Source organism: Amorphus sp. MBR-141, assembly GCF_053628695.1.
In genome coordinates this window covers 270511-286441 of sequence record NZ_JBRJGW010000004.1, presented here as the reverse complement: position 1 = coordinate 286441, position 15931 = coordinate 270511, and the positions used below count along the sequence as shown (strand labels likewise).

The following is a 15931-nucleotide window of genomic DNA, read 5'->3' as shown; positions in this document are numbered from 1 at the left end:
TTGTCTGTGCGTATCCGGCGTCCGCCCCACCGTTTGCCGCGGCGCGGACACGCGAGCCCCTCGACACGAAGGAAGGGGCCTGACGAACGGGGACCAAACGCCTGCGAGTGGACGAAACCCGAGACGCTCTTGCAAGGAAACCGACCATGTCCAAGACGCTTGTTTCTCCAGAAGACCTCCAGGCCATGCAGGCCGCCGGCGGCGTCGTGGTGATCGACACGCGCAGCCCCGACGCCTACGCAGCCGGCCACATCCCCGGCGCCGTCAACCTGCATGACATCTTCACCTATCTCGCCACCTCGACGCCGGAAGGCATGAAGGAGCTGACCGACAAGTTCGCGGCGGCCTTCGGCGGCGCCGGCCTGTCCGGCAAGGAAACCGCCGTGCTGTGCGAACAGTCCATGGCCTCCGGCTTCGGCCAGTCCTGCCGCGGCTACTTCCTGCTGAAATATCTGGGCTACCCGGAAGCCGCGATCCTGCACGGCGGCGTCTCGGCCTGGGAGGCCGCCGGCCTGCCGATGACGTCCGAGGCGCCCGCCGTCGCGCCGGCTGCCTTCCCCGTCGACGAAACCTCCTTCTCGCTGATCGCCGACGTCAACGACGTGAAGGCCGCCCTCGGCGATCCCGGCGTCGTGCTGCTCGACGTGCGCGACGTCGACGAATGGATCGGCGAGAGCTCGTCGCCGTACGGCAAGGACTTCTGCCCCCGCAAGGGCCGGCTTCCCGGCGCCGTGTGGATCGAGTGGTACCGGGTGATGAAGCCGTCGCCGGCCGGCCAGGTGTTCAAGTCGCCGGACGAACTGAAGGCAGAGTTCGCCACCGTCGGCATCAGACCGGGCGACAAGGTGATCGTCTACTGCTTCAAGGGCGCGCGTGCGTCCAACACCTTCGTCGCGCTCGCAGAGGCCGGCATCACCGACGTGTCGATCTACTTCGGCTCGTGGAACGAGTGGTCGCGCGACCCGGCCCTGCCGATCGAGGAGGGTCTGCCCTTCGAGCCGGCGCTCACGGCGGCTGCCGAGTGAAGCCGGCGGCATGACGGTCGAGATCCGCTATTTCTATGCGCCCATTTCGGGGTTCGCCTATCTCGGCGAGCCCCGGCTCATGGAGATCGCGGAGGAAGCCGGCGCGGTCGTCCGCTTCCGGCCGATCGACATCGCGCAAGTGTTCCAGGCGGGCGGCACGACGCCGCCCGCGGCCCAGCATTCCGCGCGCCTCGCCTACCGGCTCCACGACCTGGCGCGGGAAGCGGCGCGGGTGGGGCTGCCGATCAACCCGAAGCCGCGGCACTGGCCGGTGCCCTGCGCGCCGGCCGGACACCTGATCCTGGCGGCGGAGGCCCTGGGGCTCGCGCCTCATCCCGTCTCCTTCGCCCTTCTCCGCGCGACCTACGCCGAGGAGCGCGACATCTCCGACCCGGCGACGCTGCGGGACATCGTGACCTCCCTGGACCTCGACGCGGGCGCGCTCACCGAACGGGCGGCGCAAGCCGACATCGCCGCCGCCTTCGCCGCCAGCACCAAGGAGGCCATCGAGGCCGGCGTGTTCGGGTCGCCGAGCTACCTGGTCGGCGACGAGATCTTCTTCGGACAGGACCGCCTCGGCGCCCTCGCCTGGCGCCTCCGCCAGGCGAGCGCGCCGGCAAATGTTTCAGACCAACGGACAGAAATGCGATGACAGACGCCCCCATCGTCGTGGTCGGAGCCGGACAGTGCGGCCTCAAGGCCGTCGAGACCCTGCGCACCTCCGGCTACGACGGCGACCTCGTGCTGATCGGTGCCGAGCCGCACGCCCCCTACCAGCGTCCGCCGCTGTCGAAGGCCTTCCTGAAGGGCGAGATGAGCCGCGACCGGCTGATGCTGAAGCCCGACCGCTTCTTCGAGGAGCAGCGCATCGCGACTCGCTTCGGGGAGACGGTCGCCTCCCTCGATCCGGCCGCACATCGGGTGACGCTCGCGGGCGGCGAGACGCTCGCCTACGACCGGCTGCTGCTCGCCACCGGCACGCGCGCCAAGCGCATTCCGCTGCCCGGCATCAACCTTCCTGGCGTGTTCACCCTGCGCGAACTCGCCGACGTGGAGTGGATCGCGTCGAACCTGACACCCGGCATGCACATCTCCATCATCGGCGCCGGCTACATCGGGCTGGAGGTCGCCGCTGCGCTGCGCGTGGCGGGCTACGAGATCACCGTGCTGGAGTGCGCCGAGCGCATCCTGCGGCGGGTGGTCTGCCGGGAGATCTCCACCTTCTTCGAAGGCCTCCACCGCGACCACGGCGTCGACATCCGCGCCCCCACCATGCCCACCCGCATCGCCGGCACCGACCGCGTCGAGGCGGTGGAGCTCGGCGACGGGTCGCGGATTGCCTGCGATGCGGTGCTGATCGCCGTCGGCGCCGAACCGGTCGCCGAACTGGCCGAGACGGCCGGGCTCGCCGTCGACAACGGGATCCTTGTGGACACGGCCTGCCGCACGTCGGCGCCGGACGTCTTCGCGGCCGGCGACTGCGCGGCGTTTCCGTCGGAGCGCTACGGCCGGGTGATCCGGCTGGAGAGCGTCCAGAACGCCATCGACCAGGGCAAGGCCGCCGCTCTTTCCATGCTGAACCAGCCGGTCGCCTACGATCCGCTGCCCTGGTTCTGGTCGGACCAGTACCACGTGAAGCTGCAGATCGTCGGGCTGTCGGCCGGCTACACCGACGTGGTGATCGACGGCGATCCGACGGACGCGGGCTTCGCGGTCACCTATCTGCGCCACGGCAGCCCCGTCTGCGTCGACGCGGTGAACCAGCCGCGCGCCCACATGCTGGCGCGCCGCGCGCTCGCCGCCGGCGACGGCCTTCCCCTGGCCGCAGCCTCCTGAGAGCCAGGTCGGAGCAGCCGCGATGCGCGCTCTACTTGAAGGCGTCCAGCGAGATCCCGAGCTTCTTCAGCCGGGAGGCGAGCGTCGTCGGCTTGACGCCGAGGATCTCCGCCGCGCCCCCGGCCCCGAACACCCGGCCCCTGGCGATCCGCAGCGCGGCCGCGATGTCGTCGCGCTCGGCGCGGCGGCGGTCCTCCTCGGTGCGGATGAGGCGCGGCGCCGAGACCGGCTGCGCCTCGCCCCCGCCCCTCGGCACGGGAAGATCGATGGACAGGCGATCGCCGCGGGCGAGGATCAGCGCACGCTCCAGGATGTTCTGCAGCTCGCGCACGTTGCCGGGCCAGTCGTAGGTCTGCAGGCGCTCGATGTCCGCCTTGCTGACCCGGACCTCCTTCGCCCGCCCCTTGCGGCCAGGGTCGGTGAGGAAGTGGGTGACCAGCAGCGGGATGTCTTCCTTGCGCTCGCGCAGCGGCGCCGACTGGATCGGGAACACGTTCAGCCGGAAATAGAGATCCTCGCGGAAGCGGCCGGCGGCGATCTCGGCGCGCAGGTCGCGGTTGGTGGCGGCGATGATGCGGACGTCCACGTTGCGAGTGCGCTCCTCGCCGACCCGCTCGAACTGGCTCTCCTGCAGCACGCGCAAGAGCTTGCCCTGCAGCTCCAGCGGGATCTCGCCGACCTCGTCGAGAAACAGGGTGCCGCCGTCGGCGAGTTCGAAGCGGCCGACCCGGTCGCGCAGCGCGCCGGTGAAGGCGCCGCGCACGTGGCCGAAGAACTCGCTCTCAAACAGGTCGCGCGGGATCGCCGCGCAGTTGACGCGGATGAGCGGGCGACCGCTGCGCGCGCCGGCATCGTGGATGGCGCGGGCGATCAGCTCCTTGCCGGTGCCGGATTCGCCCACCACCAGCACCGTCGCGTCGGTGTCGGCGACCAGCTCGATCTGGCGGCGCAACGTCTCCACCGCCTGGCTGCGGCCGATGATGCCGCGGTCGTTGACGCCGATCTTGATCTCTTCCTGAAGGTAGGCGTTCTCGTGCTCCAGCCGTTCGCGCAGCCGCTCCACCTCGACCAGCGCCTTGCGCAGCTTCTCCTCGGCCTCCTTGCGGGTGGTGACGTCGCGGAACACGATCACCGCGCCGATGACGACGCCGCGGTCGCGGATGGGGGTCGACGTGTACTCCACCGGGATCGGCCGCCCGTCCTTGCGCCAGAACACCTCGTCGCCGACCGTGTGCACCGCGCCGTCGCGGAACGCCGCGTAGATCGGGCAGTCCTTGTTGAGGTAGGGCCGGCCGTCGACGTGATGGTGATGGACGAGGGAATGCATGTCCCGCCCGACCAGCTCGTCCGTGGTCCAGCCGAGCATGTCCTCCGCGGCCGGATTGACGAACGTGGTGACCCCGTCGGCGTTGACGCCGTAGATCCCCTCGCCGGCCGCCTTGAGGATGAGCTGATTCTCGCGCTCGATGTCGCGGAACAGCCGCTCCACCCGCTGCCACTCGGCAATGCCGCTGGTCCAGAAGCGGTTCGCCTCGGCGTCGGTGGTGTGGCGCTCCTGCTCGACCAGGTCGATGACCGTCAAGAGCAGCAGCCGCTTGCCGCCCTCCGCGTCGATCCGGTCGCCGCGATACTCCACCCGCAGCTTCTGGTCGGCCGCGTGCTGGGGCGTCAGCTCCCGCGTCCAGTAGCTCCCGAGCGTCATCACCGCCTCGGAAAACACGATCAGCGCCGGCAGCTGGCCCGGATGCAGCCGGCTGAACCGCTGGTCGAGGAGCGCGCCCAGGTCGAGGCCGAAGAAGCGCGCGGCCTGGCCGTTCGCCCACACTGTCGCATCGGTGGAGGGGTCGATCACCAGCATCGGCAGCGAGGCCCGCTGCCACCATTCGGCCGGTGCAAACTCGAAACGGACGTCGTCGCGCGTGGTCATCGGCGCAGCCTACGAAACTTCGTAGAGAGTTCCTACGAAAATTCGTTATCTACGAAACTTCGTAGCAAATTCAGGCTGACCGTACGGCGCAAAGCACCGGTTTCCGGGCCTTTTCGCATTTGCAGCGCAACTGGCACACCGGGTGCAATGGTCTTCGCAGTTGCAGCACGAACGCTGAGCGGAGGGACCTGAATGAGCACGTTCGACAACCCGTTTGATCCTCGCACGCGGTCCGCCGCGTGCTCCTGCGGCAAGCACACCAGCCAGGGCGCGCACGACGCCGATCTCAGGGCCGAGGCGAGCGAGGTCGCGGCCGACGAGGAGCGGCGTCTGCGCCGGGCCGTCGAGGCCGGGCTGATGCATGCGGTGTTCCCGCAGGAGCATTCGCGCCGCGCCTTCCTGCGCACCGTCGGCGCCTCCACCGCCGCGGCAGCCCTCTCCCAGTTCCTCCCCATCGGCCAGATCACCGAGGCGCTCGCCGCGTCGGGACCGCTGGAGAAGTCGAAGCTCGCGGTCGGTTTCATCCCGATCACCTGCGCGACGCCGATCATCATGGCCAAGCCCATGGGCTTCTACGAGAAGTACGGCCTCGACGTGGACGTGGTGAAGACCGCCGGCTGGGCGGTGGTGCGCGACAAGACGCTGAACGGCGAGTACGACGCCGCGCACATGCTGTCGCCGATGCCGATCGCCATCACCATGGGCGTCGGCTCCAACCCGATCCCGTACACGATGCCCGCGGTGGAGAACATCAACGGCCAGGCGATCACGCTGGCCATGAAGCACAAGGACCGGCGCGACCCGAAGGACTGGAAGGGGTTCAAGTTCGCCGTCCCGTTCGAATACTCCATGCATGCCTACCTGCTGCGCTACTACCTGGCCGAGCACGGCATCGACCCCGACACCGACGTGCAGATCCGCGTCGTGCCGCCGCCGGAGATGGTCGCCAACCTGCGCGCCGACAATCTCGACGGCTTCCTGGCCCCCGATCCGGTGAACCAGCGCGCGGTCTATGACGGCGTCGGCTTCATCCACCTGCTGTCGAAGGAGATCTGGGACGGCCATCCGTGCTGCGCCTTCGCCGCGTCGGAGAAGTTCGTCACCGAGATGCCGAACACCTACGCCGCGCTCTTGAAGGCGATCATCGACGCGACCGCCTATGCCAGCAACCAGGACAACCGCAAGGAGATCGCCGCGGCGATCGCGCCGGCCAACTACCTCAACCAGCCGGTGACGGTGGTGGAGCAGGTGCTGACCGGCACCTACGCCGACGGCCTCGGCAACGTGAAGAAGGATCCCGAGCGGATCGACTTCCAGCCGTTCCCCTACGAATCCTTCGCCATCTGGATCATGAGCCAGATGAAGCGCTGGGGGCAGGTGTCCGGCGACATCGACTATCCGGCGATCGCCCAGAAGGTCTATCTCGCCACCGACGCGGCGAAGCTGATGAAGGAAGTCGGCATGACGCCGCCCGCCTCCAACACCGAGACCTTCTCGGTGATGGGCAAGCCGTTCGATCCGAGCGATCCGGAGGGCTACATCCAGTCCTTCGCCATCAAGCGGACCTGACGCCATGGCCCGCGCCGAACGGCTGAAGCCGCTGCTCCTGTCGATCGCGATCCTCGTCGTCTTCCTGGTCGGGTGGCACGCCGCCACCCGGTCGGGGGAAGGCGCCACCGGCCTCGATCCGGAATATGCCGCCCTGATGGGCGCGCAGGTCACCGAAGGGGCCTCGGCGATGCCGGGGCCCATCGAGGTCGGCGAGGAGCTGTGGAAGCACATCACCAATCCGTTCTACGACGCCGGGCCCAACGACAAGGGGATCGGCATCCAGCTCGGCTACTCCATCGCGCGCGTGCTGCTGGGCTACGGCCTGGCGGTGCTCATCGCGATCCCGCTCGGCTTCCTGATCGGCATGTCGGAGCTCATCTCGCGAGCCCTCGACCCCTACATCCAGATCCTGAAGCCGATCTCGCCGCTCGCCTGGATGCCGCTCGCCCTCTACACGATCAAGGACTCCAACTCGTCGGCCATCTTCGTGATCTTCATCTGCTCGATCTGGCCGATGCTGCTGAACACCGCGTTCGGCGTCGCCAACGTCCGGCGCGAGTGGCTGAACGTCGCCCGCACTCTCGAGGTGCCGGCCTGGAAGCGGGCCTTCACGGTCATCCTTCCCGCCGCCGCCCCCACCATCCTCACCGGGATGCGCATCTCCATCGGCATCGCCTGGCTGGTGATCGTCGCGGCCGAGATGCTCGTGGGCGGAACCGGCATCGGCTACTTCGTCTGGAACGAGTGGAACAACCTGTCGATCGTGAACGTGATCGTGGCGATCCTCTGCATCGGCGTCGTCGGCATGGCCCTCGACCAGATGCTGGCGGCCGCCACCCGCATGGTGACGTTCCCCGAATGAGCGCGCTCCTGACCCTTCAAACGAGGCGCCCTGCGCCGTCGCCGGAGCCCAAGCCCTCCATGAGCAACCGACTCATCTCGATCGAAGGCATCGCCAAGCGCTACCCTCAGAAGGGCGGTCCACCGGTGACCATCTTCGAAGACTTCTGGCTGCCCATCGAAAAGGGCGAGTTCGTCTGCATCATCGGCCACTCCGGCTGCGGCAAGACGACCGTCCTCAACATCCTGGCCGGCCTCGACGCCCCCAGCGAGGGTGTCGTCATCGTCGCCGGCAAGGAGATCGACGGGCCCTCTCTCGACCGTGCCGTCATCTTCCAGGGACACGCGCTGCTGCCGTGGCTCACGGTGCTCGGCAACGTCGCCTACGCGGTCGCCGCCCGTCACCGCGACTGGCCAAAGGCGAGGGTGCGCGAGCACGCCATGCGGTTCATCGAACTCGTCGGCCTGTCGGGCGCCGAGCACAAGCGGCCGGCCCAGCTGTCGGGCGGCATGAAGCAGCGGGTCGGCATCGCCCGGGCCCTCTCCATCGAGCCGAAGACGCTGCTGATGGACGAGCCGTTCTCGGCCCTCGATGCGCTGACGCGCGGCACGCTGCAGGACGAGGTGCGGCGGATCTGCGTCACCACCGACCAGACGGTGCTGATGATCACCCACGACGTCGACGAGGCCATCTACCTCGCCGACAAGATCGTGCTGATGACCAACGGTCCCGAAGCGAAAATCGCCGAGATCGTCCGGAACGCCCTGCCGCGCGACCGCGACCGCAACCAGATGCACCGCCTGCCTGGCTACTACCCGCTGCGCAACCATCTGATGGACTTCCTGGTGAGCCGCTCCGCGACGTTCCGCGACGAGATCGCCGCCGGCCTCGACTGGGATCCCCGGTCGGTGCCGGTCGTCGATCCGCTCGACGGCAACGCCGAGCCAGCCCTCGCCACCCCCTTTCACCCCTCCGCCAACCGCTCCGCGACGGCGGGCAAGTGAAACCGGAGCGCCTCCGGGCGCTGCGGCACCGTTGACCACCGCCACCTCCCCCAACGGCCCGGCCCCGCGCCCGCCCGGGGACGATCCGAAGCCCAACCGAGGAAGCAGACCCAGATGAAACGTGCCGACCTGACCGAGAAGATCCTGGACCACAAGCGCGACAACGACCTCAGCTGGAAGGCCATCGCCGAGGAGATCGGCGGCTACACCCAGCTGTTCATCATGTGCGCGCTGCTCGGCAACATGAAGCTGCCGAAGCCCCAGGCCGCCAAGGCCGCCAAGCTGTTCGGGCTCACGAAGTCGGAGGAGAAGCTCCTGAACGAGGTGCCGATGCGCGGCGAGGGCAGCGTGACGCCGCCGACCGATCCGACGCTCTACCGCTTCTACGAGGCGATGCTCGTCTTCGGCCCGACCATGAAGGAGTACATCCACGAGGAATTCGGCGACGGCATCATGTCGGCGATCGACTTCGATCTGGAGATGGAGCGCCAGCCGGACGCCAAGGGCGACCGCGTGCGCATCACCATGTCCGGCAAGTTCCTGCCCTACAAGTATCACGGGGCCGAAGACGGCGCGATGTCGATCGGTCTGAAGGAAGAGTAGGCCCCGCGCCTGCCGGGTGGCGACACCCGGATGGTTCGAGCACATCCCGCCGTCCCCGACGGCGGGATTTTCTTTGGAATGTCGGAATACTGGCTCAGGCCTTGCGGCGGCCGGCGTTCGGGGCGCCGCTGCGCAGCCCGTCCATCAGCAGCGAGACCAGCCGCAGCGACCGCGCCTTCCAGTCGGGCGTGTCGGGCGCGGAATAGATGCCGGACATCGCCTGCAGGATGTCGGCGCTCTCCACGTCCCGCCGGATCACGCCCGCCTCCGAGGCGGACGCCAGCAGGCGCTCCAGCGCGCCGGAAATCCGGCTGGGCGAATCCTTGAAGATCTCCGAGCCCGTGTCGAACAGGATGCGCAGGCTGTCCATCATCCCGCGCTTGGTCGCGGCGTAGGCCACCATCTGGCGCAGCCACTCCTCCAGCGCCTGATCGGGCGCGAGTTCGGCGGCGAGCACATCGGCGGCCTGGCAGAGCCCGTCGACCTCGCGCCGGTAGACCGCCTCGACCAGATGCTCGCGCGTCGGAAAATGGCGGTACAGCGTGCCGATGCCGACCCCGGCCGTGCGGGCGATGTCCTCCAGCGACGTCTGCACGCCGTGCTCGGAGAAGGCGGCCGCGGCCACTTCCACCAGCTTTTCGCGGTTGCGGCGGGCGTCGGCCCGCATGCCCTTCGGCTTGGCCGGTCCGCTGGCTCCGCGGGACGGACCGTTGGGCTTCTCGAACAATTCCACACTCCGTCGGCCGCGCGGTCTTGAAACGCGGCGGTCGGCTTTCCAGATATGTAAGCGGAGGCGCCTCCGTTTAAAATCCGCCTCCAGTCAGCTTATCGCATCGCGCGCCCGCGCTGTCACGTCCGTCGCCTCCTCGACAACCGGACGCGACATGACGCGCAGACCTCTCAGATGAGGATCGAAGATGACCGACCCCACACTTCGCATCGACCTCCACGTCAATGGCAACATGCACACCCTCGACATCGACCCGCGCGTCACGCTGCTTGACGCGCTGCGCGAGCGGATCGGCCTCACAGGAACCAAGAAGGGTTGCGACCAGGGCCAGTGCGGCGCCTGCACCGTCCATGTCGACGGTGAGCGCGTGCTCGCCTGCATGACGCTCGCCGCCCAGGCCGAAGGCCGCGACATCACCACCATCGAGGGCCTGGCCGGATCGGACGGCCTGCTGCACCGCGTCCAGGCGGCGTTCATCGAGCAGGACGCCTTCCAGTGCGGCTACTGCACGCCGGGCCAGATCATGTCGGCGGTCTCCTGCATCAAGGAGGGCCACGCCGGATCCGACGACGAGATCCGCGAGTACATGTCCGGCAATCTCTGCCGGTGCGGCGCCTACCCCCACATCGTCAGCGCCGTGCGCCAGGCCGCGGAGGCGTCCCGATGACCCCGTTCACCTATTCGCGCGCCCATTCTCTGGAGGCCGCCCGCGCCGCCGCCGCCCTGCCGGGCCATGCCCTGCTCGCCGGCGGAACAACGCTTCTCGACCTCGCCAAGATCGACGTCGTGGCGCCCGAGACAATCGTCGACATCACCCGCCTTGAAGGCCTCGACGAGATCCGCGCCGACGAGAGCGGCGCCTCGATCGGGGCGCTCGCCCGGATGAGCCGCGTCGCCGAGAACACCGGCATCCGCGAGTATTTCCCCGCGGTCGCCCAGTCGCTCGCGCTTGCCGCCTCGCCGCAGCTGCGCAACATGGCGACCATCGGCGGCAACCTGATGCAGCGCACCCGTTGCAGCTATTTCCGCGATCCCGCCGCCTTCCCGGCCTGCAACAAGCGCAACCCGGGCTCCGGCTGCTCGGCGATGGAGGGGATGGCCCGCAATCACGCGGTCCTCGGCACCAGCGAGGCCTGCATCGCCACCTATCCCGGCGACCTCGCCGTGGCGCTGGTCGCCTTCGACGCCGAGATCCACACCACGGAGCGCAGCATACCCGTCGAGGACTTCTTCCTCCTTCCCGGAGACACGCCCGACCGGGAAACCGTGCTGGAACCCGGCGAGGTGATCACCCGCATCAGCCTGCCGGCGTCGAGGACGGCACGCACGTCGACCTACCTGAAGGTCCGCGACCGCCAGTCCTACGAGTTCGCCGCGGCGAGTGCGGCCGTCGGCGTCACGCTGGAGGCGGACGGCCGCACCATCGAGGACGTTCGCGTGGCGCTCGGCGGCGTGGCCACCCGGCCATGGCGCACCCGCTCCGTCGAGGACGCCCTGCGCGGCCAGCCGCTGGAGGAAGACGTCATCGTGGCGGCCAGCCGCCTGTGCGTGGACGACGCGGTCGCCCACGACGGCAACAAGTACAAGATCGACCTCGCACCGCGCGTCGTCGCGCGTGCCATCCTGCAAGCGGGAGGCCTGGCATGACCGTTCACGACACCCGAGAGAAATTCGGCGACGCCTCCGACGGCGCCGCAACCTCCGGCCCGCTGGGGCGGGCCCATGCCCGCGCCGACGGCTCGGCCAAGGTCACCGGCGCGGCGACCTATGCGATGGAGCACCGGGTTGCCGGAGCGCTGCACTGCGTCCTCGTCCAGGCGACCATCGGTGCCGGCCGGGTCGTCTCGCTCGACCGCACCGCGGCCGAGGCAAGCCCGGGCGTGCGGCTGGTGATCGACGCGGACAATGCCCCCAAGGTCAAAGCCCTCGCCGACTACTGGGGCAACCAGCCGAAGGTCGACTACGAATCCCCGTTTGCCACCGACATCACCCACAACGGTCAACTGGTCGCCGCCGTGGTCGCCGACACGCTGGAAGAGGCGCGCGCCGCCGCCGCACGCGTTCGCATCACCTACGAGGAGACCCCGCTTCGCGCGACGTTCGCGGCCGACGGCACCGAGACCCATGTGGTCGACATGCTGGCCAAGAGCTGGGGCGATCCGGACGGGGCGATGGCCGGCGCACCGGTCAGGGTCGAGGCGACCTACGAGACGCCGCGCGAGTACCACATGGCCATCGAGCCGCACGGCCTCATCGTCGAGTGGGAAGCCGACGACCGGCTGACGATCCACGAGGCGACCCAGTGGGTCGACGGCACGGCGGACTGGTTCGCCCGCGCCTTCGAGATCCCGTTCGAGAACGTGCGGATCGTCTCTCCCTACGTGGGCGGCGGCTTCGGCTCGAAGGGCTTCGTGCTGCCGCATTCGATCGCCGCCGCCGTGGCCGCCAGGATGACCCGCAGGCCGGTGAAGCTCACCATCGCCAGGTCCCAGCACTTCACCGCCTTCGGCGCCCGCCCGGCGACGCGCCAGACCGTGAAGATCGCCGCCGCCGCGGATGGCACCATCGTCGGCATCGACCACGACGGCACCAACGAGACGGCGCTCGACAAGGTGTTCGTCGAGACCCTCGGGGTCGTCACCTCGATGATGTATGCGGCGCCCAACTTCCGCTCCACCCAGCGCATTGCGCCGGTGCACACGGTCATGCCGGGCGCCTTCCGGGCCCCGGGCAAGAACCCGAGCGCCTTCGCGCTGGAGAGCGCCATGGACGAACTGGCCGTCGCCCTCGACATGGACCCGGTCGAGCTCAGGCGCCGAAACGAGCCTGATCACGACTTCGAAACGGGCAAGCCGTGGTCGTCGCGACGCCTGCTGCAGTGCTACGAAGTGGCCGCCGAGGCGTTCGGCTGGTCGAACCGCAATCCCGCCCCACGCTCCATGCGCGATGGCCGGCAGCTCGTCGGCTGGGGCATGGCGGTCGGCACCCACCCCGTCTATTCGAGCCCCGGCGAGGCGACGATCCGGGTCCGCGCCGACGGCAAGGTCGAGGTGCTGTCCAGCTCCATCGACATGGGCACCGGCACCTACACGATCCTTGCCCAGACCGCGGCGGATGCCATCGGCGTGCCGATGGAGAGCGTCGAGGTGAAGCTCGGCGATTCCCGTCTGCCCCGCGCGCCGGTGGCCGGCGGCTCGCAGCTCGCCAACCTGATGACCGCGGCGGTGCACAAGACGGCCGTGGCGGTTCGCGAGGAGTTGATCGCGCTCGGCCTCACCGACGAGAACTCGCCGCTCCGCAATGCGGCGAACACGCTGGAAATCGCCGACGGGCGCATCGGTGCGTCGCGCGGCGAGGCGATCCCGATCGCCGCGCTGCTCGCAGCCGTCGGCCGCGACGTCCTGGAGGTGAACCGGGACACCCTGCCTGCGGGCGAGCGGACGCCGGAGGAGCGGCTGCGGTTCTTCACGTCGCTGGTCGGAATGGAGCACGGCGCAACGGCGACGCACGCGCGGCATTCCTTCTGCGCCCATTTCATCGAGGTGAAGGTCGACGAGGATTTCGGAACGGTGCGGGTCTCGCGGGTGGTGACGGCGGTCGATGCCGGGCGGCTCTACAACCCGAAGCTGGCCGACAGCCAGTTCAAGGGCGGCATCATCATGGGGATCGGCATGGCGCTGCTCGAGGAGGGGATCACCGACCCGCGCAACGGCCGCATCCTCAACGCCAACTTCGGCGACTACCTGGTCCCGACGAACGCCGACATCCCGAACATCGCGACGATCTCGGTGGGTCAGCCGGACTACGAGGCGACGCCGCTCGGCGGCAAGGCGGTGGGCGAGCTGTCCATCGTCGGCGTCGCCCCGGCCATCGCCAACGCGGTCTATCATGCGACGGGCAAGCGCGTCCGCGATCTGCCGATCACGCTCGAGAAGCTGATCTGAGAGGCGCGCTAGGCCAGGCATCCTGCCCTGGACAAAGGTGGCCACTATCGGAACAGGCGCGTGACCGCATGGGGTCACGCGGGTCCGTCCGGGGCCAGGGGGAGCTTCGTCATCTCCCGGCGAAACTCCTCGATCAGCAGCTCCGCCGTCTGGCTCAGCGGACGGCGGGGCGAATAGGCGCAGACGATCTTGCGGGTGATCGCCGGCCGGATCGGGTAGCTGACCAGCGCACCGGCGCGCAGCGAACGCTGCACCGCGATGCGCGGCAGGATCGTCACGAACCGCGTCCCGATGACGAAGTCCTCGATCGTGTTCAGTTCGTCGAACTCCATGCGCGGCAGGAGTTCCACCCCCGCGTTCGCCACGGCGTCGTCGATGATCACGCGCAATCCGTGGCGGCGCGACGGGATGACCAGGTCCATCGATGCGATGTCGGAGGCGGCGACCGGGCCGCCCTTCGGCACGGGCGTATCCGGCCCGGCGATCAGGAACAGCTCCTCCTCCAGCATGTCGATGGAGGGCAGATGCGTCCGCCGGTCGGTCAGGTTGATCAGCGCGAAATCGAGCTGGCCGCGGGTGACCATGTCCAGGAGCTCGACGGTAAACCCGCCGGTGGCCCGGACGTTCACCCTCGGATGACGTGCGTGGAAGCTTGCGATGCACGCCGACAGGGCGCTGCTGCTCACCGAAGCGATGACCCCCACGGCCAGCGAGCCGAAGATCTCCCCCCCACCGCTGGTCAGCTGCTGGGTGGCGCTCTGGATGTCACGCAGAATGGGGGCGAACAGCCGGTAGGCCTGGTCGCCGGCATGGGTCGGCGTCATCCCCTTGGGCAGGCGACGGAACAGCGGCTGGCCGAACTCCTCCTCGAGCTTCGACAGCTGCATGGACACCGCCGGCTGCACCACGTTGAGCCGGCGCGCGGCGCGCGTCACCGAGCGCTCTTCGTAGAGCGCCACGAAATAGTGCATCTGCCGAATTTCCATCGGACCCGCCCCTCATCCATCTCCGAGCGTGATGCGAAAACGCATCTGCGATTGGTAGGAGTGATGGCGCGGCGCGTCCATCCCCCAGACGCCCAAGGCAGAAGCGGTGAGCCAGATCTAGCGCAGGGTGGTCAGGGTGACGATCGCGGTCAGCATCGCGCCTGCGGCGAACAGGACCGGCCAGATGAACGCCGGGTAGCCGAGGAACACGATCGCGAACACCCAGATCATCGCGAGGTTGGCGACGAACCAGCCACGGGACGACGGCGGCCCCTGAACCGCATCGCGCAGGAGCCAGCCGAAGACGGGGACGGAATAGGCGAGACGCAGCATGAGACATTCCCTCGATATCGTCGCAGGAGCAGGCCGCATCGGGATGGCCGCAGCCTGGACATCGATCTAGGCGACCGAACGCCCGTGCGACATGCGACAAAGTCCCGATGTCAGCCGTTCCGTCCCCCGCCGATCGCCGCACCGGTCAGGCGACGCCGGCCTCCTCGGCGTCGGCGATCAGTTCGCGCAGGAGCAGCCGGGTGGCCGGCAGCATCTGGCCGCTCGGGCGCCGGACGATCGCCACCCGCCGGCGCCACTTGCTTTCGGCAAGCGGCAGCGGCCGTATCAATCCCTGCTCTTCTTCCAGCGCGAAGAGCGAGCGGGTCAGCATCGTCAGGTAGTCTCCCGACAACACCACGGCCTTGAGTGCCTGGGCGGAGTTGCTGGACATCGTCTCCTTGGGCGGTTCCAGGCCGGCGCGCTGGAACATCGCCCGGTAGCCGTGACGGTTCACGTTGCCCCTCTCCGGCAGCACCCAGGGGAAGGCCGCGAGGTCGGCGACCGTCAGGCCGGACCGCTGGAGCAACGGATGCCCACTGCGGGCAGCAGCGCAGACCTCCTCCTCGCCGAGCGGCGTGACGAGGACGGAGCCGTCGGTGAAATCGTCCGGCTGTCCGACCACGGCGAAGTCCACCTCGCCGCGCGTGACGGCGGCGACCATCTGCTCGCCCAACCCCTCGACCACCCGGACCTGGATGCCCGGCGAGACGGCGAGCGCCCGCCCGAGCGCCCGCGGCAGCAGGCTTGCGGCTGCGCTCGGCACCACGCCGATGCGCACCAGGCCGGTGGCCGCGCCCGCCAGCAGCCGGATTTCCTCCACCACACGGTCGGTTTCGAACTCCAGCTGCTCGGCATAGGTGCGCAGCACCTCGCCGAAGCGGGTCGGCTCCATTCCCTGGGAGTGGCGAACGAAGAGCGGAACGCCGAGCCGGATCTCCAGCCGCTTCAGCGACCGGCTCAGTGCCGGCTGCGTCATGCCGAGCGCCTGGGCGGCCGAATTGATGCTGCCGTGACGCAGGATGCCCAAGAAGACGGCAAGCTCTCGATGGTTCAGACCCATGCAGGATTGTTATAACAAACGCTTCGGAATGCAATGGCTGCGCTTGCGCGCGGTGGTCTAGCCTTTCCCAAGCACCGTCAGATCCAAAGGG

15 protein-coding genes are annotated in these 15931 nt (G+C 68.8%); 10 read left to right on the top strand and 5 right to left on the bottom strand.

Annotation, left to right across the window (positions count from 1 at the left end; genetic code table 11):
* The first annotated feature begins 146 nt into the window (after positions 1-146).
* From ACSSVZ_RS07895 to ACSSVZ_RS07885, 3 genes are read left to right on the top strand one after another with little or no spacing between them, the layout of a single operon-like run.
* The gene (locus ACSSVZ_RS07895; protein ID WP_453969249.1) at positions 147-1025 is read left to right on the top strand and encodes a sulfurtransferase; all 879 of its coding nucleotides are present in this window, start codon (positions 147-149) and stop codon (positions 1023-1025) included.
* Positions 1026-1035: 10 nt separating this feature from the next.
* Entirely contained in the window at positions 1036-1677 is a 642-nt protein-coding gene (locus ACSSVZ_RS07890) for a DsbA family protein (RefSeq protein ID WP_453969248.1), read from the top strand.
* The gene (locus ACSSVZ_RS07885) at positions 1674-2861 is read left to right on the top strand and encodes an NAD(P)/FAD-dependent oxidoreductase (protein ID WP_453969247.1); all 1188 of its coding nucleotides are present in this window, start codon (positions 1674-1676) and stop codon (positions 2859-2861) included. The genes ACSSVZ_RS07890 and ACSSVZ_RS07885 overlap by 4 nt, the downstream gene beginning before the upstream one ends.
* 31 nt (positions 2862-2892) lie before the next feature.
* Here ACSSVZ_RS07885 and ACSSVZ_RS07880 read toward each other — a convergent pair whose 3' ends face one another.
* Complete coding sequence (locus ACSSVZ_RS07880; RefSeq protein ID WP_453969246.1) at positions 2893-4788, bottom strand: sigma 54-interacting transcriptional regulator; 1896 nt, start codon at positions 4786-4788, stop codon at positions 2893-2895.
* 192 nt (positions 4789-4980) lie between these two features.
* Here ACSSVZ_RS07880 and ACSSVZ_RS07875 point away from each other — a divergent pair, with 192 nt between their 5' ends.
* From ACSSVZ_RS07875 to cynS, 4 genes are all read left to right on the top strand, one after another.
* A complete protein-coding gene (locus ACSSVZ_RS07875) occupies positions 4981-6357 on the top strand; it encodes a CmpA/NrtA family ABC transporter substrate-binding protein (protein WP_453969245.1) in 1377 nt (458 codons plus the stop codon).
* A gap of 4 nt (positions 6358-6361) precedes the next feature.
* The gene (gene ntrB / locus ACSSVZ_RS07870; protein ID WP_453969244.1) at positions 6362-7201 is read left to right on the top strand and encodes a nitrate ABC transporter permease; all 840 of its coding nucleotides are present in this window, start codon (positions 6362-6364) and stop codon (positions 7199-7201) included.
* Positions 7198-8184, top strand: coding sequence for an ABC transporter ATP-binding protein (locus ACSSVZ_RS07865; RefSeq protein ID WP_453969243.1), 987 nt, complete (start codon positions 7198-7200; stop codon positions 8182-8184). The genes ntrB and ACSSVZ_RS07865 overlap by 4 nt, the downstream gene beginning before the upstream one ends.
* 114 nt (positions 8185-8298) lie before the next feature.
* On the top strand, positions 8299-8787 hold the full coding sequence (gene cynS, locus ACSSVZ_RS07860) for a cyanase (protein ID WP_453969242.1): 489 nt from the start codon (positions 8299-8301) through the stop codon (positions 8785-8787).
* 94 nt (positions 8788-8881) lie between these two features.
* On the opposite strand, the gene ACSSVZ_RS07855 is transcribed toward cynS, so the two are convergent.
* Complete coding sequence (locus ACSSVZ_RS07855) at positions 8882-9514, bottom strand: TetR/AcrR family transcriptional regulator (RefSeq protein ID WP_453969241.1); 633 nt, start codon at positions 9512-9514, stop codon at positions 8882-8884.
* Positions 9515-9704: 190 nt separating this feature from the next.
* On the opposite strand from ACSSVZ_RS07855, the gene ACSSVZ_RS07850 reads away from it, so the two are divergent.
* The 3 genes from ACSSVZ_RS07850 to ACSSVZ_RS07840 are packed head-to-tail and all read left to right on the top strand — an operon-like array spanning position 9705 to position 13461.
* On the top strand, positions 9705-10184 hold the full coding sequence (locus tag ACSSVZ_RS07850; protein WP_453969240.1) for a (2Fe-2S)-binding protein: 480 nt from the start codon (positions 9705-9707) through the stop codon (positions 10182-10184).
* Complete coding sequence (locus tag ACSSVZ_RS07845; protein ID WP_453969239.1) at positions 10181-11164, top strand: FAD binding domain-containing protein; 984 nt, start codon at positions 10181-10183, stop codon at positions 11162-11164. The genes ACSSVZ_RS07850 and ACSSVZ_RS07845 overlap by 4 nt, the downstream gene beginning before the upstream one ends.
* Entirely contained in the window at positions 11161-13461 is a 2301-nt protein-coding gene (locus ACSSVZ_RS07840) for a xanthine dehydrogenase family protein molybdopterin-binding subunit (RefSeq protein ID WP_453969238.1), read from the top strand. Before ACSSVZ_RS07845 ends, ACSSVZ_RS07840 begins: the two co-directional genes overlap by 4 nt.
* Before the next feature lie 74 nt (positions 13462-13535).
* Here ACSSVZ_RS07840 and ACSSVZ_RS07835 read toward each other — a convergent pair whose 3' ends face one another.
* The 3 genes from ACSSVZ_RS07835 to ACSSVZ_RS07825 all read right to left on the bottom strand — a co-directional run bounded on the left by ACSSVZ_RS07835 (position 13536) and on the right by ACSSVZ_RS07825 (position 15840).
* The gene (locus ACSSVZ_RS07835; RefSeq protein WP_453969237.1) at positions 13536-14447 is read right to left on the bottom strand and encodes a LysR family transcriptional regulator; all 912 of its coding nucleotides are present in this window, start codon (positions 14445-14447) and stop codon (positions 13536-13538) included.
* Positions 14448-14564: 117 nt separating this feature from the next.
* On the bottom strand, positions 14565-14780 hold the full coding sequence (locus ACSSVZ_RS07830; protein ID WP_453969236.1) for a hypothetical protein: 216 nt from the start codon (positions 14778-14780) through the stop codon (positions 14565-14567).
* A gap of 145 nt (positions 14781-14925) precedes the next feature.
* On the bottom strand, positions 14926-15840 hold the full coding sequence (locus tag ACSSVZ_RS07825) for a LysR family transcriptional regulator (protein ID WP_453969235.1): 915 nt from the start codon (positions 15838-15840) through the stop codon (positions 14926-14928).
* Positions 15841-15931 lie beyond the last annotated feature (91 nt).

Bases quoted from the DNA above. Each gene is read 5' to 3' on its own strand.
- ACSSVZ_RS07895 (WP_453969249.1), top strand. From the start codon at position 147: ATGTCCAAGACGCTTGTTTCTCCAGAAGACCTCCAGGCCATGCAGGCC.
- ACSSVZ_RS07890 (WP_453969248.1), top strand. From the start codon at position 1,036: ATGACGGTCGAGATCCGCTATTTCTATGCGCCCATTTCGGGGTTCGCC.
- ACSSVZ_RS07885 (WP_453969247.1), top strand. From the start codon at position 1,674: ATGACAGACGCCCCCATCGTCGTGGTCGGAGCCGGACAGTGCGGCCTC.
- ACSSVZ_RS07880 (WP_453969246.1), bottom strand. From the start codon at position 4,788: ATGACCACGCGCGACGACGTCCGTTTCGAGTTTGCACCGGCCGAATGG.
- ACSSVZ_RS07875 (WP_453969245.1), top strand. From the start codon at position 4,981: ATGAGCACGTTCGACAACCCGTTTGATCCTCGCACGCGGTCCGCCGCG.
- ntrB (WP_453969244.1), top strand. From the start codon at position 6,362: ATGGCCCGCGCCGAACGGCTGAAGCCGCTGCTCCTGTCGATCGCGATC.
- ACSSVZ_RS07865 (WP_453969243.1), top strand. From the start codon at position 7,198: ATGAGCGCGCTCCTGACCCTTCAAACGAGGCGCCCTGCGCCGTCGCCG.
- cynS (WP_453969242.1), top strand. From the start codon at position 8,299: ATGAAACGTGCCGACCTGACCGAGAAGATCCTGGACCACAAGCGCGAC.
- ACSSVZ_RS07850 (WP_453969240.1), top strand. From the start codon at position 9,705: ATGACCGACCCCACACTTCGCATCGACCTCCACGTCAATGGCAACATG.
- ACSSVZ_RS07845 (WP_453969239.1), top strand. From the start codon at position 10,181: ATGACCCCGTTCACCTATTCGCGCGCCCATTCTCTGGAGGCCGCCCGC.
- ACSSVZ_RS07840 (WP_453969238.1), top strand. From the start codon at position 11,161: ATGACCGTTCACGACACCCGAGAGAAATTCGGCGACGCCTCCGACGGC.
- ACSSVZ_RS07835 (WP_453969237.1), bottom strand. From the start codon at position 14,447: ATGGAAATTCGGCAGATGCACTATTTCGTGGCGCTCTACGAAGAGCGC.
- ACSSVZ_RS07830 (WP_453969236.1), bottom strand. From the start codon at position 14,780: ATGCTGCGTCTCGCCTATTCCGTCCCCGTCTTCGGCTGGCTCCTGCGC.
- ACSSVZ_RS07825 (WP_453969235.1), bottom strand. From the start codon at position 15,840: ATGGGTCTGAACCATCGAGAGCTTGCCGTCTTCTTGGGCATCCTGCGT.